We start from the raw sequence: 15,926 nt of genomic DNA, 5'->3' as shown, positions 1-15,926 counted from the left end.
CGCCGATCGTACCAATCGCGTCAGTCGAGCGGCATCGCGTGGATGCCCTCGGCATCGACGCGCAGATAGCCGCCGCGCCGCGTGCCGTGGTCGAGATCCCAGTCGGGCAGTACCCAACGAATCCCGCCCGGTTCGAGGTGGCGCGCGGGGCGATGCGTGTGGCCGTGAATGATCACGCTCGCACGACTCTTCTTGAACAGCGCGGCCACGCCTTCGCGCGTGACATCGTAGATCGCCGAAACGGGGCGCATCCGGCCCGCTTCGCTGTTCGAGCGCATCCGCTGGGCGAGCGCGCGACGCCAGCGGAACGGCCACACGAGAAACAGCGCCTGCGCGACGCGATTGCGCGCGAACCGCCGGAACACCTGATAGCCACGATCGGCCGTGCATTGCGCGTCGCCGTGCGCAAGCACGATGCGCTGACCAAACGCCATGATCAGTGCCGGGTCGGGCAGCAGCATCGCGCCGGCCGCCTTCATGAAGCGCCGGCCGAGCAGGAAATCGCGATTGCCGTGCATCACGTAGAGCGCGATGCCGCGCTCCGAGAACGTATGCATCAGCGCGGCCATGCGTGCCGCGAACGGATCGTCGTCGAGCACGTCGTCGCCGATCCAGTATTCGAACAGGTCGCCGAGGATGAACACCGAGTCGGCGCTGTCGGCCGTGTATTTCACGAAATGCTCGAACGCGGCGACCGTCTTCGGAATCGCCTCGCTCAGGTGCAGATCGGACAGAAACAGGAACGGGCGTGCGGCTTGCGCGTATTCGCGCTCGCCCGGCACGCCCGCGGAGACGCTTCGCGGCGGACTCTCCTGCAACATCGAAGTGCCTCCGTAACAACCGTGCGTCAGACCACCACGGCCTTTTCGATCACGACGTCGTCGGCCGGCACGTCCTGGTGGAAGCCCGCGTTGCCCGTCTTGACGCCCTTGATCTTGTCGACCACGTCCTGGCCTTCGACGACCTTGCCGAACACCGCGTAGCCCCAGCCCTGCGGCGTCGGCGACGAGTGGTTCAGGAAGTCGTTGTCGTTCACGTTGATGAAGAATTGTGCGGTCGCCGAGTGCGGATCGTTCGTGCGCGCCATCGCGATCGTGTAGTTGTCGTTCTTCAGGCCGTTGTTCGCTTCGTTGTCGATCGGCGCGTCGGTCGGCTTCTGCTTCAGGCCCGGCTCGAAGCCGCCGCCTTGAATCATGAAGCCGTTGATCACGCGGTGGAACACCGTGCCGTCATAATGGCCCTTCTTCACGTAGTTGAGGAAGTTCTCGACCGTCTTCGGTGCCTTCGCGGCGTCCAGTTCGAGCTTGATCACGCCGTGGTTCGTGTGCAGTTCAACCATGATGAATTCCTTCGGTAAGGCGGTTTAAATGGCACGCGGCCGGTCGTGCGACGCGGCCGCGTGTGGCGCCGGACGTGCCGGCAAGTGCTTATTTCGAGACGATGCTGGCCGATTCGATCAAGACCGGCTGGGCCGGCACGTCCTGCATCGGGCCGCGCGAGGTCGTCGCCACGCCTTCGATCTTCTTCACGACGTCGAGGCCCGACACGACCTTGCCGAACACCGCATAGCCGTTGCCGTCCGGGTTCGGGTAGTCGAGGCCGCCGTTGTCGACCGTGTTGATGAAGAACTGCGCGGTGGCCGAGTTCGGATCGCTGGTACGCGCCATCGCGATCGTGCCCGTCAGGTTCTTCAGACCATTGCGGCTTTCCAGCGGGATCGGCGCGCGGGTCGGCTTCTCCTCGAAGTTGGTCTTGTAGCCGCCGCCCTGGATCATGAAGCCCTTGATCACGCGATGGAAGATCGTGCCGTTGTACTGGCCAGCCTTCACGTAATCGAGGAAGTTGGCGACCGTCTTCGGCGCCTTTTCCGGGTAGAGCTCGACGCGGATGTCGCCCTGCGAGGTCTTCAGCTGCACGACGGGGTGCGCGGTAGCCGATTGCGCGAAAGCAGGCGCGGTCGCGAGAAGGGCGGCGCCGCCAAGCGCCAGCAACAGACGTTTCATTGCGATCCTCAGGTTGGGAGGGAAAGAAGGCCGCGCCGCTTATTGCGACGGCGCGACGTACGGCGCCGCCAGCGCGCCCGACGGACCGCTGAACTGGAACGTCGGCGACATCGGCAGCGTGGTGGTGCTCACGTTCGCGGCGGCGCGATCGGTGTACTCGCGCGTGGCCGGCTTCGCCGCGTGGGCGTTCGGCACGGCCTTCGGCGGTGACACGATCTTCTGCAGATCGGCGAGGCGCTGCGCGGTCGCGCCGCTCGTGCGGCCGAGCGATTGCGCACGCTTGTACGATTCGGCCGCGAGGCGCAGGTAGAGATCGCCGAGGTTCTCGTACGCGAGCGAGTAGCTCGGGTTCGATTGCGTCGCGGTGACGAGCGCGCTGCGCGCTTCGTCATAGCGGCCGTGCTTCGCGTAGAGCGCCGCGAGGTTGTTGTACGGCTCGGGCAGTTCGGGGTAGGCCTGCGTGATCGCGACGAACTGCTGGATCGCGTCGTCGTCGCGGTTCATGCGGGCGAGCACGGTGCCGCGCTTGAACTGCGCCTGCACGTCGTGCGGATTCGCCGCGATGCGCGCGTCGAGTTGCGCGAGCGCCTGCTTCCACTGCTTGCCGGTGATCGACGCGTCGATTTCGGGCGTGCCGTCGGCGGTGGCCGGGGCCTTTTGCGCATGTGCCGCGGGGGCCGCGAAAAGCGTCAGTGCGACGCCCATGACGGCGGTCGCAACGAGGGTCGCAGCGCTCGGCGCGCGGCCGCGATGAGGTTTCATAGGCGTAAATCGGAATGTTATACTCCGAGCCATTCTAACAAAACGTCTGCGCGTTCCGGCGAGCCGTAGACAGTCTTTCTTTGCCTCTCGTGGCCGTCACCGCTGTGCTTGCAGCCTGACCGCCCCATGTGATACCGAGGACGCCCGGCGTCGTGCCGCAGCAAGTGGTCCTTCCGTTTCGCATGCTGGGCGAGCTTCGCCAGGGCGGTTTCCTTCGGCTCACGGTTCATCTCTATGGAATCACTGCGCATCTACAACACGCTCGCGCGTGACAAGCAAGTCTTCGTGCCGCGCCAGTCCGGCGAAGTGCGGATGTACGTATGCGGGATCACCGTCTACGACTATTGTCACGTGGGCCACGCGCGCATGCTGATCGTGTTCGACCTCGTCCAGCGCTGGCTGCGTGCGATCGGCTATCGGGTCACGTACGTGCGCAACATCACCGACATCGACGACAAGATCATTCGCCGCGCAGTCGAGAACGGCGAGACGATCAAGTCGCTGACCGACCGGTTCATCGGCGCGATGCACGAGGATGAAGCCGCGCTCGGCATCCAGCGGCCCGACATCGAGCCGCGCGCGACGCAGTTCATTCCGCAGATGCTCGGGATGATCGAGAAGCTCGAGACGAACGGCTACGCTTACCAGGCGGCCGACGGCGACGTCAATTATTCGGTGCGCAAGTTCGCGAACTACGGGAAGCTCTCGGGCAAGTCGCTCGACGACCTGCGCGCGGGCGAGCGCGTCGCCGCGAACGACGCGAAGGAAGATCCGCTCGATTTCGTGTTGTGGAAGCGCGCGAAGGCGGACGACCCGCAAGGCGCATCGTGGGCATCGAAGTACGGGATGGGCCGGCCGGGCTGGCACATCGAGTGCTCCGCGATGGGCTGCACGCTGCTCGGCGAGCATTTCGACATCCACGGCGGCGGGCAGGACCTGCAATTCCCGCACCACGAGAACGAAATCGCGCAGAGCGAAGGCGCGACCGGCCAGACGTTCGTCAATTACTGGATGCACAACGGCTTCGTGCAGGTCGACAACGAGAAGATGTCGAAATCGCTCGGCAACTTCTTCACGATCCGCGAAGTGCTCGATCGGTACGACGCCGAGGTCATGCGCTTCTTCATCGTGCGCACGCACTACCGGTCGCCGCTCAATTACAGCGACGTGCATCTCGACGATGCACGCGCGTCGCTCACGCGCCTGTACACGGCGCTGAAGGATGTCGAGCCCGACGCGCTCGCGCTCGACTGGAACGAGCCGCACGCGCAGCGTTTCGCGGCGGCGATGAACGACGATATCAACACGCCGGTCGCGGTGGCGACGCTGTTCGAACTGGCGGGCGAGGTCAACCGCACGCGCGATGTGTCGCTCGCGCGGCAGCTGAAACAACTGGCGGGCCTGCTGGGCCTGCTTGGCCGCGAACCGCGCGCGTTCCTGCAGCAGGGCACCGGTGTCGCGCAGGCAGGCGGGCTCGCAGCCGACGAGATCGAAGCGAAGATCGCCGCGCGTGTCGCGGCGAAGCAAGCGAAGGACTATGCCGAAGCGGACCGGATTCGGGCGGAACTGCTCGACGCCGGCATCGCACTTGAAGACAAACCGGGCGGATCGACCGAATGGCGTCGCGTATGAGCGCGGCGCGTTCCACTGACCGATCCGTCAGGTAGGAGGCAAGATGGCAACGGCAAGAAAAGCGCCGGTCAGGCGCGCGACCCCGGTCGCCGCGCGTCCGGCAGCCAGGCGCGCGCCGGCGGCGAAGACGGACGCGACGCGCGCCGTGCCGAATGGCGCGCTCAACGGTCATGCGAGGCCCGCGCGCGCGAAGGGCGCGGACGCGGCGCAGCCGGAGGCCGCGATGGCGGCCGCCGACGCGGTGCGCAAGGTGCGTGCATCCGATGCGGCAGCCGACGGCGCCGATGGTGTCGTGCGTCCCGCTTACTGGGACAAAGCATGCGCCGATCTCGTCAAGCGCGACCGCATCCTGAAGAAACTGATCCCGAAGTTCGGTCCCGCGCATCTCGTGAAGCGCGGCGACCCGTTCGTCACGCTCGCGCGTTCGGTTGTCGGTCAGCAGATCTCGGTGCCGTCCGCGCAGGCGCTGTGGGCGCGCATCGAGGATGCGTGTCCGAAACTCGCACCGCAACCGGTCATCCGGCTCGGCGCGGACAAGCTGATCGCATGCGGGCTGTCGAAGCGCAAGACGGAATACATTCTCGATCTCGCGCAACACTTCGTGTCCGGCGCGCTGCACGTCGACAAATGGACGTCGATGGACGACGAGGACGTGATCGCGGAACTCACGCAGATCCGCGGCATCAGTCGCTGGACGGCCGAGATGTTCCTGATCTTCAACCTGTCGCGGCCGGACGTGCTGCCGCTCGACGATCCGGGCCTGATCCGGGCGATCAGCGTCAATTACTTCAGCGGGGAGCCCGTCACGCGCAGCGAGGCGCGCGAGGTGGCCGCCAACTGGGAGCCGTGGCGTACCGTCGCGACCTGGTACATGTGGCGCAGCCTCGACGCGCCCGACGCCGATTGATGGCTATCGGGTTTTAAACATCAATAGTTGAGAGCCGGTTTTGCACATCGCCCGCGCGGGTAGAATACGCGCTGCCGCAAGACCCAAGGATTCGAACACATGAAGACCACGTTTCTGGATTTCGAACAGCCGATCGCCGAACTCGAGGCCAAGATCGAAGAGTTGCGATTCGTGCAGGACGACTCGGCTGTCGATATTTCGGAAGAAATCGAGCGGCTGTCGAAGAAGAGCCAGCAACTGACGAAGGACCTCTACGCGAACCTGTCGCCGTGGCAGGTCTCGCAGATCGCGCGTCATCCGCAGCGTCCGTACACGCTCGATTACGTTGCGGAACTGTTTACCGATTTTCACGAACTGCATGGCGACCGCGCATTCGCGGACGACCTGTCGATCGTCGGCGGTCTCGCGCGCTTCGGCGGCCATCCGTGCATGGTGATCGGCCATCAGAAGGGCCGCGACACGAAGGAACGCGCGGCGCGCAACTTCGGGATGCCGCGTCCGGAAGGCTATCGCAAGGCCGAGCGCCTGATGCGTCTCGCCGAGAAGTTCGGGCTGCCGATCTTCACGTTCGTCGATACGCCGGGCGCCTATCCGGGCATCGGCGCGGAAGAGCGCGGCCAGTCGGAAGCGATCGGCCGCAATCTGTACGTGATGGCCGAACTGAAGACGCCGATCATCACGACCGTGATCGGCGAGGGCGGTTCGGGCGGCGCGCTCGCGATCGCCGTGGCCGACACCGTGATGATGCTGCAGTTCTCGACCTACTCGGTGATCTCGCCGGAAGGCTGCGCGTCGATCCTGTGGAAGAGTGCCGCGAAGGCGCCCGAAGCCGCGGAAGCACTGGGCCTGACCGCCCATCGCCTGAAGGCGCTCGGCCTGATCGACAAGATCATCAACGAGCCGCTCGGCGGTGCGCACCGCGATCCGAAGGGCATGGCCGCGCTGCTGCGCCGCGCGCTTGCCGATTCGCTGCGCCAGTTCCAGGGCATGAGCATCGATGCGCTGCGCGAGCGCCGCTTCGAGCGCCTGATGGCCTACGGCAAGTTCAAGGAAACCACGCCCGGCGCATGACCGGCGTGTTCACATCGCGCGCCGTCCGGCGCGCGTCCCTCTCGTGATCCCCCCGACCGAACTTTTCGCCGACCGCGTCATACTCGACGCGGTCGGCGTTGCGCTTGCCGATCTGCCGGCCGATGCGCGCATCGCGATCGCGTACAGCGGCGGCCTCGACTCGACGGTGCTGCTCGATGCGGCCGTGCGCATGGCCGGCGCGTCGCGCTGCGTCGCGCTGCACGTGCATCACGGCCTGAGTGCGAACGCCGACGCCTGGGTGGCGCATGCGCAAGCGACGGCCGAGCGCCTTGGTGTCACGTTCGAATCGGAGCGTGTCGACGTGCCGCGCGACAGCGGCCTCGGCATCGAGGCGACCGCCCGCGAGCGTCGCTATGCGGCGCTCGATGCGATGTGCGAGCGTCACGGCGTGGCGGCGCTCTGGGTCGCGCAGCATGCGGACGACCAGGCAGAGACCGTGCTGCTGCAACTGTTGCGCGGCGCGGGGATCGCAGGCCTGGCCGCGATGGCGCCGCGCTATCGCCCCGACGGCGCGAGCGTCGAGCGCGTGCGGCCGTTCCTGCGATTGTTGCGTGCCCAACTGGAGCGTTACGCGGCGCAGCGTGAGCTCGCGTGGATCGACGACGAATCGAACGGCGACACGCGCTACGCGCGCAATGCGTTGCGCATCGACGTGCTGCCGACGCTCGCCATGCACTTCCCGGGCTTTCGCGATGCGCTGGGCCGTGCGGCCCAGCATGCGGCCGCCGCGCAACGGCTGCTCGACGACCTGGCCGAACTGGATTTCGCCGGCGCCGCGCGCGACGACGGCCGCGCGCTGTCGCGCGATGGGCTGGTCGCGTTCGACGACACGCGCGGCGCGAACCTGCTGCGTTTCTGGATGCGCCGGCTCGGCTTGCCCAGTGCGTCGGCAGGCCGGCTCGCGAACATGATGCGGCAACTGCGCGATGCGCACGACGCGCATGCGCTGCGGGTCGATCACGCGGGGCAGTGCCTGCGACTCTATCGTGATGTCGTGTACTGGGAGGCGGGCGACAGTGCCGACCCGGCCGACGACGGCACCGGGATGCCGCGTCCCGAGTCCTCGCTCGCCTGGGAAGGACAGGAAGTCTGGCACGTGCCGGCGTGGCGCGGCACGTTCGTGTTCGCGCCGGCCGAGGCCGGCAGCGACGGGGCGGTGCCGGAGGCGCTGCTGCGCGGTGCGACGCTCGTCGTGCGCGCCCGGGCGGGCGGCGAGCGGCTGCGCACGTCGCCCGGTGGCCCGGGGCGCACGCTGAAGAACCTGTTCCAGGAGCGCGGCGTGCCGGCGTGGCAGCGCGACGTGCCGCTGCTGTTCGCGGGCGATCGGCTCGTCTACGTGCCGCGGCTCGGCGTGAATCATGGCGACGGGCTTTCCGGCGACGGGCTCTCCGGCGACGGTGGATGGCGCCGGATCGAGTGGCGTCCCGACCTGCTGATCGCGTAGCGGCGGCATGCTTGCGGCTGCGCGATCGCGCGCCGGTTTTCACCATTTGGTAAACAGCGCCGGAACGCCTGCCAAACAGGCGAGCGGCTTGTCAAGCGGGCCTCTATCGGGTACGCTCGGACGTTTGCTCGGCTCGATTTTTGAGCGTTTTGTGCAGGTTTTCCGCGTGACGTACCCGGTTTGCGCGGCCTGATCGGCCTTCCGGGCAAAATCCGTCACGCTTGCGTGTTGCGTCCCAGCCGTCCCTCTCGTCGTCCGTCCACAGCCACAAGCCGCGTGACCGAACGGCAACGCGGCCTGCCCAGCGCGCCCGTGCGGTTTCTCCTCCAGTTCAGAACGACAATGGCACTCATCGTACACAAATACGGCGGCACTTCGATGGGCTCGGTCGAGCGCATCAAGAACGTCGCGAAACGCGTCGCAAAATGGCATCAGGCCGGGCACCAGATGGTGGTCGTGCCGTCCGCGATGTCCGGCGAAACCAACCGTCTGCTCGGTCTCGCGAAAGAGATTTCGAGCCAGCCGAGCCCGCGTGAGCTCGACATGATCGCGTCGACCGGCGAGCAGGTCAGCGTCGGCCTGCTGTCGATCGCGCTGCAGGAAATCGGCGTCGAAGCCGTGAGCTATGCCGGCTGGCAAGTGCCGATCAAGACGGACAACGCGTACACGAAGGCGCGTATCCACTCGATCGACGACGAGCGGGTGAAGGCCGATCTGAACGCCGGCAAGGTCGTGATCATCACGGGTTTCCAGGGCGTCGATCCGGACGGCCACATCACGACGCTGGGCCGCGGCGGCTCGGACACGTCGGCGGTGGCGGTCGCGGCCGCGCTGGATGCCGCAGAGTGCCTGATCTACACGGACGTCGACGGCGTCTACACGACCGACCCGCGCGTGGTCGAAGAGGCGCGACGCCTCGACCGCGTGACGTTCGAGGAAATGCTGGAAATGGCCAGCCTCGGCTCGAAGGTCCTGCAGATCCGCTCGGTCGAATTCGCCGGCAAATACCAGGTGAAGACGCGTGTGCTGTCGAGCCTGACCGATCCGCTGATTGCGCTCGACGAAGAAATGCGCTCGGGCACCCTGATTACTTTTGAAGAAGACGAGACCATGGAAAAGGCAGTCATTTCCGGCATCGCGTTCCAGCGCGACGAAGCACGCATTGCGGTGATGGGCGTGCCTGACAAGCCGGGCATCGCGTATCAGATCCTCGGCCCGGTCGCCGACGCGAACGTCGACGTCGACATGATCATCCAGAACCAGAGCGTCGAAGGCAAGACCGACTTCACGTTCACGGTCGGTCGCGGCGACTACCAGAAGGCGATGGACATCCTCACCAACCAGGTGAAGGGCCATGTGAGCGCCGAGCGCGTGCAGGGCGACCCGAAGGTGTCGAAGGTGTCGGTGGTCGGCGTCGGCATGCGTTCGCACGTGGGCGTCGCGAGCAAGATGTTCCGCACGCTGTCGGAAGAGGGCATCAACATCCAGATGATCTCGACGTCCGAAATCAAGATTTCGGTGCTGATCGACGAGAAGTACATGGAGCTGGCCGTCCGCGCGCTGCACAAGGCATTCGAACTCGAGCAGGCAGCGTGAATTTATGTGTGATGCATTGAAGAAAATGCATCACGGAAATTGACGAGCGGTTCGAAACCCTATATTATTTCGTTCTCGTCGCACTGCCTCCCTGGTGCGAGCGAAAGTTTGGGAGACGTGGCCGAGAGGTCGAAGGCACTCCCCTGCTAAGGGAGCATCTGGGCCAAAACCTGGATCGAGGGTTCGAATCCCTCCGTCTCCGCCAAAAGCGGTGACAAAGCCCCGCAAGTTCTCGGACTTGCGGGGCTTTTTCTTTTCCCGCTTCCTTTCCGGCTACGCCGCTCGGGCATTCCGTCCTGACCATCATCCTTTCGCATCGACCTGTCGACGGATTCGCCGACATACGCGGCGGCGTCCGATGTTGCGAATCGCGGCGATCGGCGCTCATTGAAATAAAAATGAAAGCATTCGTGTAAGGATCGAGTCGCTCTCATTCATCGCTCCCCACATTCCGTTCTTGCGCACCCACGCGCCGCGTTTCCGAAAAAAATGCGGCATCGCACCGATCCGTGCGATCGATGCCGCTCCGCACTACAAAAAATTACTCATAAAAATCAGAAGCCTATCTGCGGGACATAAAACGAAGCTCTGCTGCGCTGCAAAAAATAATCAACCGCTTTATGCTGGTAAACCCGATTGCGTTTGAGCGGCATCAAGCTTTGCCCTGATCCCGCTTTACATTTTGCCAACATTGGCGATCCACGAAATCTAGCTGTCGATTTGATTTCGTTCCCATCGTCACGTCTGTTCCCACTACAGCGCGCGACCCTCTCAAGGCCTGTTGACATGCATGATTTCCCCTTTCTGAGCCTGGCGATCTGGGTTCCGATCCTGTTCGGCGCGTGCCTGCTGCGCGCCGGTTCCGACCGTCATCCGCATCGCACGAGACTGATCGCGCTCGTCGGCGCACTCGCGGGGCTGGCCGCCGTCGTGCCGCTCGTCACCGGTTTCGATTCGCACTCGGCCGCGATGCAGTTCGCCGAAACCCGCGACTGGCTGGCGGCCTTCAACGCCGGCTGGCGCGTCGGGATCGACGGCGCGTCGCTGTGGCTCGTCGTGCTGACCGCCTTCACGACGCTCGTCGTCGTGATCGCGTCGTGGGAATCGGTCACGGTGCGCGTCGCGCAGTACTACGCGTCGTTCCTGATCCTGTCGGGGCTGATGGTCGGCGTGTTCGTCGCGCAGGACGGGCTGCTGTTCTTCATCTTCTTCGAGGCGACGCTGATTCCGCTGTACCTGCTGATCGGCACGTGGGGCAGGGAGCATCGCGTCTACGCGGCCGTGAAATTCTTCTTCATCTCGTTCGCGGGTTCGCTGCTGCTGTTGATGGCGATGCTGTACCTGTTCGCGAAGTCGCACACGTTCGACATGAACGCATGGCGCACGCTGCAGCTCGGCTTCGCGCCGCAATTGCTGGTGTTTCTCGGCTTCTTCGCCGCGTTCGCGGTCAAGGTGCCGATGTGGCCGGTGCATACGTGGCTGCGCGACGTTTACACGGACGGCCCGACGGGCGCCGCGCTGATGCTCGCGATGCTCAAGCTCGGCGGTTACGGCTTCCTGCGCTTCGCGCTGCCGATCACGCCGGACGCGAGCCACTTCTTCGCGCCGGCCGTGATCGCGCTGTCGCTGTTCGCGATCGTCTACGCGAGCCTGATCGCGCTCGCGCAGACCGACCTCGGCAAGCTGCTCGCGTATTCGACGGTCGCGCACATGGGGATCGTCACGCTCGGCCTGTTCCTGTTCAACCAGATCGGCGTCGAAGGCGCGATCGTGCAGCTCGTGTCGTACGGCTTCGTCGCGGGCGCGATGCTGCTCTGCGTGAGCGTGCTGGTCGATCGCACGAAGCAGCGCGAGATCGGCGCATACGGCGGCGTGGCGGGCGTGATGCCGCGCTTCGCGACCTTCGCGCTGCTGTTCGCGATGGCCAACGTCGGCCTGCCGGGCACGTCGGGTTTCGTCGGCGAGTTCATGGTCATCATGGGCGCGATCCGCGTCAACTTCTGGATCGGCGCGATCGCCGCGCTCACGCTGATTCTCAGCGCGTCGTACACGCTTTGGATGGTCAAGCGCGTCGTGTTCGGCAAGGTTGCCAGCCCGCGCATCGCGAAGCTCGCCGACCTCAGCCGCCGCGAGATCGTGATGTTCGCGTCGCTCGCGCTGATCGTGCTGATGGTCGGCGTCGATCCGAAGCCGTTCACCGACGCGATCGATCCGACCGTCGCACGGCTGATCGACGACGCCAGCCGTTCGAAGCTGCCGGCCGGGGACGGCGTTGCACCGGCGCAGCCGGCGTTCATGGCATCGGCGCACGGCTGAATCGCGTGACCTCGCGCACGACGGCTGCATCGCGCGGCGATGCAGTCGTTGTGCGCGCATCCATCTTGGCGGGCGCGAACGCGCGAACGTTGTCGCCCGGTCTTCGGCCGGCTTCCGGCTGCGTGAAATTGCCCCGCGACAATCTGTCTCACAGCAGATTCTGCAATGATGATTTGCCGCATGCACCGGTTTTTCATCGCACCCGCGCGACGTATGATTCGGCCACTTTCGTGGATCGAATGCGCATCGGGCATACGCAACGGATTCAATGACCCTCGGGCGGTGTGATGAAAAGAAGAGCTTCAAAAGGCTGGATTGCGCTGATGTCGATCGGCGCGACGCTGAGCCTGTCAGGCTGTAAGTTAGATGTACTAAATCCGAAAGGAAGTGTCGGCGCTGCCGAAAAGGCGCTGATCGCCACCTCGACATGGGCGATGCTGGTCGTCGTCGTGCCGGTGATCCTGCTCACGCTGTGGTTCGCGTGGCGTTACCGCGCATCGAACCGCAACGCCACCTATGCGCCGAACTGGTCGCACTCGACCGCGATCGAGGTCGTGATCTGGACGGTGCCGACGCTGATCATCCTGTTCCTCGGCGTGCTCACGTGGAAAACCACGCACGAGCTCGATCCGTACAAGCCGCTCGAGTCGTCGGTGAAGCCGATCGACGTCGAGGTCGTCGCGCTCGACTGGAAGTGGCTGTTCATCTATCCGGAACTCGGCATCGCGTCGGTGAACCAGCTCGCGATTCCGGTCGGCACGCCGGTGAACTTCCGCATCACGTCGGATTCGGTGATGAACTCGTTCTTCATTCCGCAGCTCGGCGGCCAGGTCTACGCGATGGCCGGCATGCAGACGCGCCTGCACCTGATCGCCGATGAAGCAGGCGACTACGCAGGCACGTCCGCCAACTTCAGCGGCCGCGGCTTCTCCGACATGAAGTTCCGCACGCTCGCCGAGCCGCGCGAGCAGTTCGACGCATGGGTGCAGAAGGTGAAGGCCTCGCCCGAGCGGCTCGACGCGACCGTGTACGGCACCGTCGCGCAGCCGAGCGAGAAGGCGCCGGTGCGCTACTTCTCGTCGGTGGATCCGCGGCTCTTCCACAACATCATCGCGAAATACAACGACGGCCACGTTCTCGACCTGAAGGACGCCGCCTGCGGCACGAAGGGGTAACGCATGTTCGGAAAACTCACACTATCGGCGATCCCGTTCGATCAGCCCATCATCATGGTGGCCGGCGCCTTCATGGGGCTGGTCGTGCTGGGCATCCTCGCCGCGCTGACGATCACCGGCCGCTGGAAGTGGCTGTGGACGGAATGGCTGACGACGGTCGACCACAAGAGACTCGGCGTGATGTACATCATCGTCGCGCTGATCATGCTGCTGCGCGGCTTCGCCGACGCGATCATGATGCGCATGCAGCTCGCGCTCGCGTACAACGCGCCCGGCTACCTGCCGCCGCACCACTATGACCAGATCTTCACGGCACACGGCGTGATCATGATCTTCTTCATGGCGATGGTATTCATGGTCGGCCTGATGAACCTGGTCGTGCCGCTGCAGATCGGCGCACGCGACGTCGCGTTCCCGTTCATCAACTCGCTGTCCTTCTGGATGACGGCGGTCAGCGCGATCCTGATCAACGTGTCGCTCGTGATCGGCGAGTTCGCGCAGACGGGCTGGCTCGCGTATCCGCCGCTGTCGGAGCTGCAGTTCAGTCCGGGGGTAGGGGTCGACTACTACCTGTGGGCGCTGCAGATCTCGGGCGTCGGCACGCTGCTGACCGGCGTGAACTTCTTCGTGACGATCATCAAGATGCGGGCGCCCGGCATGACGCTGATGAAGATGCCGGTGTTCACGTGGACGGCCCTCTGCACGAACGTGCTGATCATGGCGTCGTTCCCGATCCTGACCGCGACGCTCGCGCTGCTCGGCCTCGACCGTTACCTCGGCATGCACTTCTTCACGAACGAAGCCGGCGGCAACGCGATGCTGTACCTGAACCTGATCTGGGCGTGGGGCCATCCGGAGGTGTACATCCTGATCCTGCCGGCGTTCGGCATCTTCTCGGAAGTCATCGCGACGTTCTCGAAGAAGCCGCTGTTCGGCTACAAGACGATGGTGTACGCGACCTGCGCGATCATGGTGCTGTCGTTCCTCGTGTGGCTGCATCACTTCTTCACGATGGGGTCCGGTGCGAACGTGAACGCGTTCTTCGGCATCATGACGATGATCATCGCGATCCCGACCGGCGTGAAGGTATTCAACTGGCTGTTCACGATGTACCGCGGCCGGATCGAATTCACGACGCCCGTGCTGTGGACGATCGGCTTCATGGTCACGTTCACGCTCGGCGGCATGACCGGCGTGATGATGGCGATCCCGGGCGCGGACTTCGTGCTGCACAACAGCCTGTTCCTGATCGCGCACTTCCACAATGTGATCATCGGCGGCGTGCTGTTCGGTTATCTCGCGGGCTTCAACTACTGGTTCCCGAAGGCGTTCGGCTTCAAGCTGAACGAGAAGCTCGGCAAGGCCGCGTTCTGGTTCTGGCAGATCGGCTTCTACGTCGCATTCGTGCCGCTCTACGTGCTCGGCTTCATGGGCATGACGCGTCGCCTGAACCACTACGACAACCCGGCGTGGCATCCGTGGCTGCTGGTCGCCGCGTTCGGCGCCGTGCTGATCGCGATCGGCATCGCTTGCCAGCTGCTGCAACTGGTCGTCAGCATCCGCAACCGCAACCTGCCGGCGTATCGCGACACCACGGGCGATCCGTGGGGCGGCCGCACGCTGGAATGGGCGACATCGTCGCCGCCGGCCGACTACAACTTCGCGGTGCTTCCGCAAGTGCGCACGCTGGACGCGTACGCCGACATGAAGGCACGCGGCGACGGCCGGCCGAACCCGGCGACGATCCGCGACATCCACATGCCGTCGAACACGTGTGCGGGTCTCGTCATCGCGGTCTTCAGCCTGGTGCTCGGCTTCGCGCTGGTATGGCACATCTGGTGGATGGCGATCGGCGGACTGGTCGGCATCATCGCGACGCTCGTGGTCTACAGCTCGCGTGACAACGACGGCTACTACATCCCGGCGTCGAAAGTGCGCAAGATCGAAGAGAAGCAACCGGCGGCGCGCGTGGCCACGCGTGTCGACGACGTGGAACTGGAGGCCAACTGATGCTGCAGAAAACCTTGAGCGCAACCCTGCTCGAGCACGACGACCATCCGCCGTCGCACTCGGTGTTCGGCTTCTGGCTGTACCTGATGACCGACTGCGTGATCTTCGCGGCGCTGTTCGCGACGTTCGCGGTGCTCGGCAACCAGCACGCGGGCGGTCCGACCGCGAAGGACCTGTTCGACATTCCGGGCGTCGCGGTCGAAACCGCCGCGCTGCTGCTGTCGAGCATCACCTACGGCTTCGCGATGCTGGCCGCGTACAAGCAGCGGCGCGGCGCGCTGCTCGCGTGGCTCGCGGTGACGTTCGTGCTCGGCGCGGCGTTCCTCGCGATGGAACTGCGCGAGTTCTCGCACCTGATCGCGGATGGCGCGGGCCCGCAGCGCAGCGCGTTCCTGTCCGCGTTCTTCACGCTGGTCGGCACGCACGGGCTGCACGTGACGGCCGGCCTGCTGTGGATGATCGTGCTCGCGGGGCAGATCGTATTGCGCGGCGGTGACCTGACCGACCGCGACCTGCGGCGTCTGACGTGCCTGAGCCTCTTCTGGCACTTCCTCGACATCGTGTGGATCTGCGTGTTTTCCTTTGTCTATCTCGCGAGCGTGATCTAAATGGCCCATTCGCATTCGTCTCAACTCGAAGAAGGGCACGGCAGCGTCGGCGGCTATGTCGCCGGGTTCATCCTGTCGGTGCTGCTCACGGCCGCGTCGTTCGGCCTCGTGATGGGCGGCGTGCTGTCGCCGCACGCATCGCTGATCGCGCTGGCCGCGCTCGCGTTCGTGCAGATCGTCGTGCACCTCGTGTACTTCCTGCACATGAACGGCTCGTCCGGCCAGCGCTGGAACGTGATGGCGTTCAGCTACACCGTGCTGACCGCGGCGATCCTGATCGTCGGCACGCTGTGGGTGATGCACAACGTCAGCATGAACATGATGTCGCGCTGAGCGGCATCGCGGCGCAGCGGACGATCTCCATGCGCATTCATGCAAAAA

The 15,926-nt window shown here is 64.9% G+C and carries 14 protein-coding genes, 1 tRNA gene and 1 pseudogene; 11 read left to right on the top strand and 5 right to left on the bottom strand.

Annotation, left to right across the window (positions count from 1 at the left end; genetic code table 11):
• Positions 1-20 precede the first annotated feature (20 nt).
• The 4 genes from LMA02_RS10560 to LMA02_RS10545 all read right to left on the bottom strand — a co-directional run bounded on the left by LMA02_RS10560 (position 21) and on the right by LMA02_RS10545 (position 2,765).
• Positions 21-821 carry a UDP-2,3-diacylglucosamine diphosphatase gene (locus LMA02_RS10560; RefSeq protein ID WP_006751615.1) on the bottom strand — a complete coding sequence of 267 codons (801 nt, stop codon included), beginning with the start codon at positions 819-821 and terminating at the stop codon, positions 21-23.
• A gap of 26 nt (positions 822-847) precedes the next feature.
• On the bottom strand, positions 848-1,339 hold the full coding sequence (locus LMA02_RS10555) for a peptidylprolyl isomerase (RefSeq protein ID WP_006751616.1): 492 nt from the start codon (positions 1,337-1,339) through the stop codon (positions 848-850).
• Between the two features lie 88 nt (positions 1,340-1,427).
• Positions 1,428-2,003 carry a peptidylprolyl isomerase gene (locus LMA02_RS10550; protein WP_006760912.1) on the bottom strand — a complete coding sequence of 192 codons (576 nt, stop codon included), beginning with the start codon at positions 2,001-2,003 and terminating at the stop codon, positions 1,428-1,430.
• Positions 2,004-2,042: 39 nt separating this feature from the next.
• Entirely contained in the window at positions 2,043-2,765 is a 723-nt protein-coding gene (locus LMA02_RS10545) for a tetratricopeptide repeat protein (RefSeq protein ID WP_228904762.1), read from the bottom strand.
• A gap of 234 nt (positions 2,766-2,999) precedes the next feature.
• Between LMA02_RS10545 and cysS the strand changes: the two genes are divergently transcribed.
• The 4 genes from cysS to tilS all read left to right on the top strand — a co-directional run bounded on the left by cysS (position 3,000) and on the right by tilS (position 7,840).
• Positions 3,000-4,397 (top strand): cysteine--tRNA ligase, encoded by a 1,398-nt coding sequence (cysS, locus tag LMA02_RS10540; protein WP_228904760.1) that lies wholly within the window; start codon positions 3,000-3,002, stop codon positions 4,395-4,397.
• 43 nt (positions 4,398-4,440) lie between these two features.
• Positions 4,441-5,304: a DNA-3-methyladenine glycosylase family protein gene (locus LMA02_RS10535; protein WP_228904758.1), complete on the top strand. Its 864-nt coding sequence runs from the start codon at positions 4,441-4,443 to the stop codon at positions 5,302-5,304.
• A gap of 99 nt (positions 5,305-5,403) precedes the next feature.
• Positions 5,404-6,375 (top strand): acetyl-CoA carboxylase carboxyltransferase subunit alpha, encoded by a 972-nt coding sequence (locus tag LMA02_RS10530; RefSeq protein ID WP_006478433.1) that lies wholly within the window; start codon positions 5,404-5,406, stop codon positions 6,373-6,375.
• A gap of 43 nt (positions 6,376-6,418) precedes the next feature.
• Positions 6,419-7,840 (top strand): tRNA lysidine(34) synthetase TilS, encoded by a 1,422-nt coding sequence (gene tilS, locus LMA02_RS10525; RefSeq protein WP_228904757.1) that lies wholly within the window; start codon positions 6,419-6,421, stop codon positions 7,838-7,840.
• A 122-nt stretch (positions 7,841-7,962) separates the two neighbouring features.
• Here tilS and LMA02_RS35525 read toward each other — a convergent pair.
• Positions 7,963-8,200, bottom strand: a pseudogene (locus tag LMA02_RS35525) (hypothetical protein); the annotation flags it as partial.
• Here LMA02_RS35525 and LMA02_RS10520 point away from each other — a divergent pair.
• The 7 genes from LMA02_RS10520 (at position 8,183) to cyoD (ending at position 15,878) form a co-directional block, all read left to right on the top strand.
• Entirely contained in the window at positions 8,183-9,436 is a 1,254-nt protein-coding gene (locus LMA02_RS10520) for an aspartate kinase (protein ID WP_011657335.1), read from the top strand. The pseudogene LMA02_RS35525 and the gene LMA02_RS10520 sit on opposite strands and share 18 nt — an antisense overlap.
• 111 nt (positions 9,437-9,547) lie before the next feature.
• Positions 9,548-9,641, top strand: a tRNA-Ser gene (locus LMA02_RS10515).
• A gap of 581 nt (positions 9,642-10,222) precedes the next feature.
• A complete protein-coding gene (locus tag LMA02_RS10510) occupies positions 10,223-11,752 on the top strand; it encodes a complex I subunit 4 family protein (RefSeq protein WP_212062922.1) in 1,530 nt (509 codons plus the stop codon).
• Positions 11,753-12,039: 287 nt separating this feature from the next.
• On the top strand, positions 12,040-12,927 hold the full coding sequence (gene cyoA / locus LMA02_RS10505) for a ubiquinol oxidase subunit II (RefSeq protein ID WP_228904756.1): 888 nt from the start codon (positions 12,040-12,042) through the stop codon (positions 12,925-12,927).
• Between the two features lie 3 nt (positions 12,928-12,930).
• Positions 12,931-14,937, top strand: coding sequence for a cytochrome o ubiquinol oxidase subunit I (cyoB, locus tag LMA02_RS10500; protein ID WP_228904755.1), 2,007 nt, complete (start codon positions 12,931-12,933; stop codon positions 14,935-14,937).
• Complete coding sequence (gene cyoC, locus LMA02_RS10495) at positions 14,937-15,545, top strand: cytochrome o ubiquinol oxidase subunit III (protein ID WP_006753712.1); 609 nt, start codon at positions 14,937-14,939, stop codon at positions 15,543-15,545. The genes cyoB and cyoC overlap by 1 nt, the downstream gene beginning before the upstream one ends.
• Positions 15,546-15,878, top strand: coding sequence for a cytochrome o ubiquinol oxidase subunit IV (gene cyoD / locus LMA02_RS10490; RefSeq protein WP_006759069.1), 333 nt, complete (start codon positions 15,546-15,548; stop codon positions 15,876-15,878).
• Positions 15,879-15,926 lie beyond the last annotated feature (48 nt).

The sequence above is a fragment of the Burkholderia sp. B21-005 genome, from assembly GCF_020843965.1.
Classification (GTDB): Bacteria; Pseudomonadota; Gammaproteobacteria; order Burkholderiales; family Burkholderiaceae; genus Burkholderia; species Burkholderia ambifaria.
This window is presented reverse-complemented; position numbering and strand designations above follow the sequence as displayed.

Coding starts and splice junctions, on each gene's coding strand:
- LMA02_RS10560 (WP_006751615.1), bottom strand. CDS start 821: ATGTTGCAGGAGAGTCCGCCGCGAAGCGTCTCCGCGGGCGTGCCGGGC.
- LMA02_RS10555 (WP_006751616.1), bottom strand. CDS start 1,339: ATGGTTGAACTGCACACGAACCACGGCGTGATCAAGCTCGAACTGGAC.
- LMA02_RS10550 (WP_006760912.1), bottom strand. CDS start 2,003: ATGAAACGTCTGTTGCTGGCGCTTGGCGGCGCCGCCCTTCTCGCGACC.
- LMA02_RS10545 (WP_228904762.1), bottom strand. CDS start 2,765: ATGAAACCTCATCGCGGCCGCGCGCCGAGCGCTGCGACCCTCGTTGCG.
- cysS (WP_228904760.1), top strand. CDS start 3,000: ATGGAATCACTGCGCATCTACAACACGCTCGCGCGTGACAAGCAAGTC.
- LMA02_RS10535 (WP_228904758.1), top strand. CDS start 4,441: ATGGCAACGGCAAGAAAAGCGCCGGTCAGGCGCGCGACCCCGGTCGCC.
- LMA02_RS10530 (WP_006478433.1), top strand. CDS start 5,404: ATGAAGACCACGTTTCTGGATTTCGAACAGCCGATCGCCGAACTCGAG.
- LMA02_RS10520 (WP_011657335.1), top strand. CDS start 8,183: ATGGCACTCATCGTACACAAATACGGCGGCACTTCGATGGGCTCGGTC.
- LMA02_RS10510 (WP_212062922.1), top strand. CDS start 10,223: ATGCATGATTTCCCCTTTCTGAGCCTGGCGATCTGGGTTCCGATCCTG.
- cyoA (WP_228904756.1), top strand. CDS start 12,040: ATGAAAAGAAGAGCTTCAAAAGGCTGGATTGCGCTGATGTCGATCGGC.
- cyoB (WP_228904755.1), top strand. CDS start 12,931: ATGTTCGGAAAACTCACACTATCGGCGATCCCGTTCGATCAGCCCATC.
- cyoC (WP_006753712.1), top strand. CDS start 14,937: ATGCTGCAGAAAACCTTGAGCGCAACCCTGCTCGAGCACGACGACCAT.
- cyoD (WP_006759069.1), top strand. CDS start 15,546: ATGGCCCATTCGCATTCGTCTCAACTCGAAGAAGGGCACGGCAGCGTC.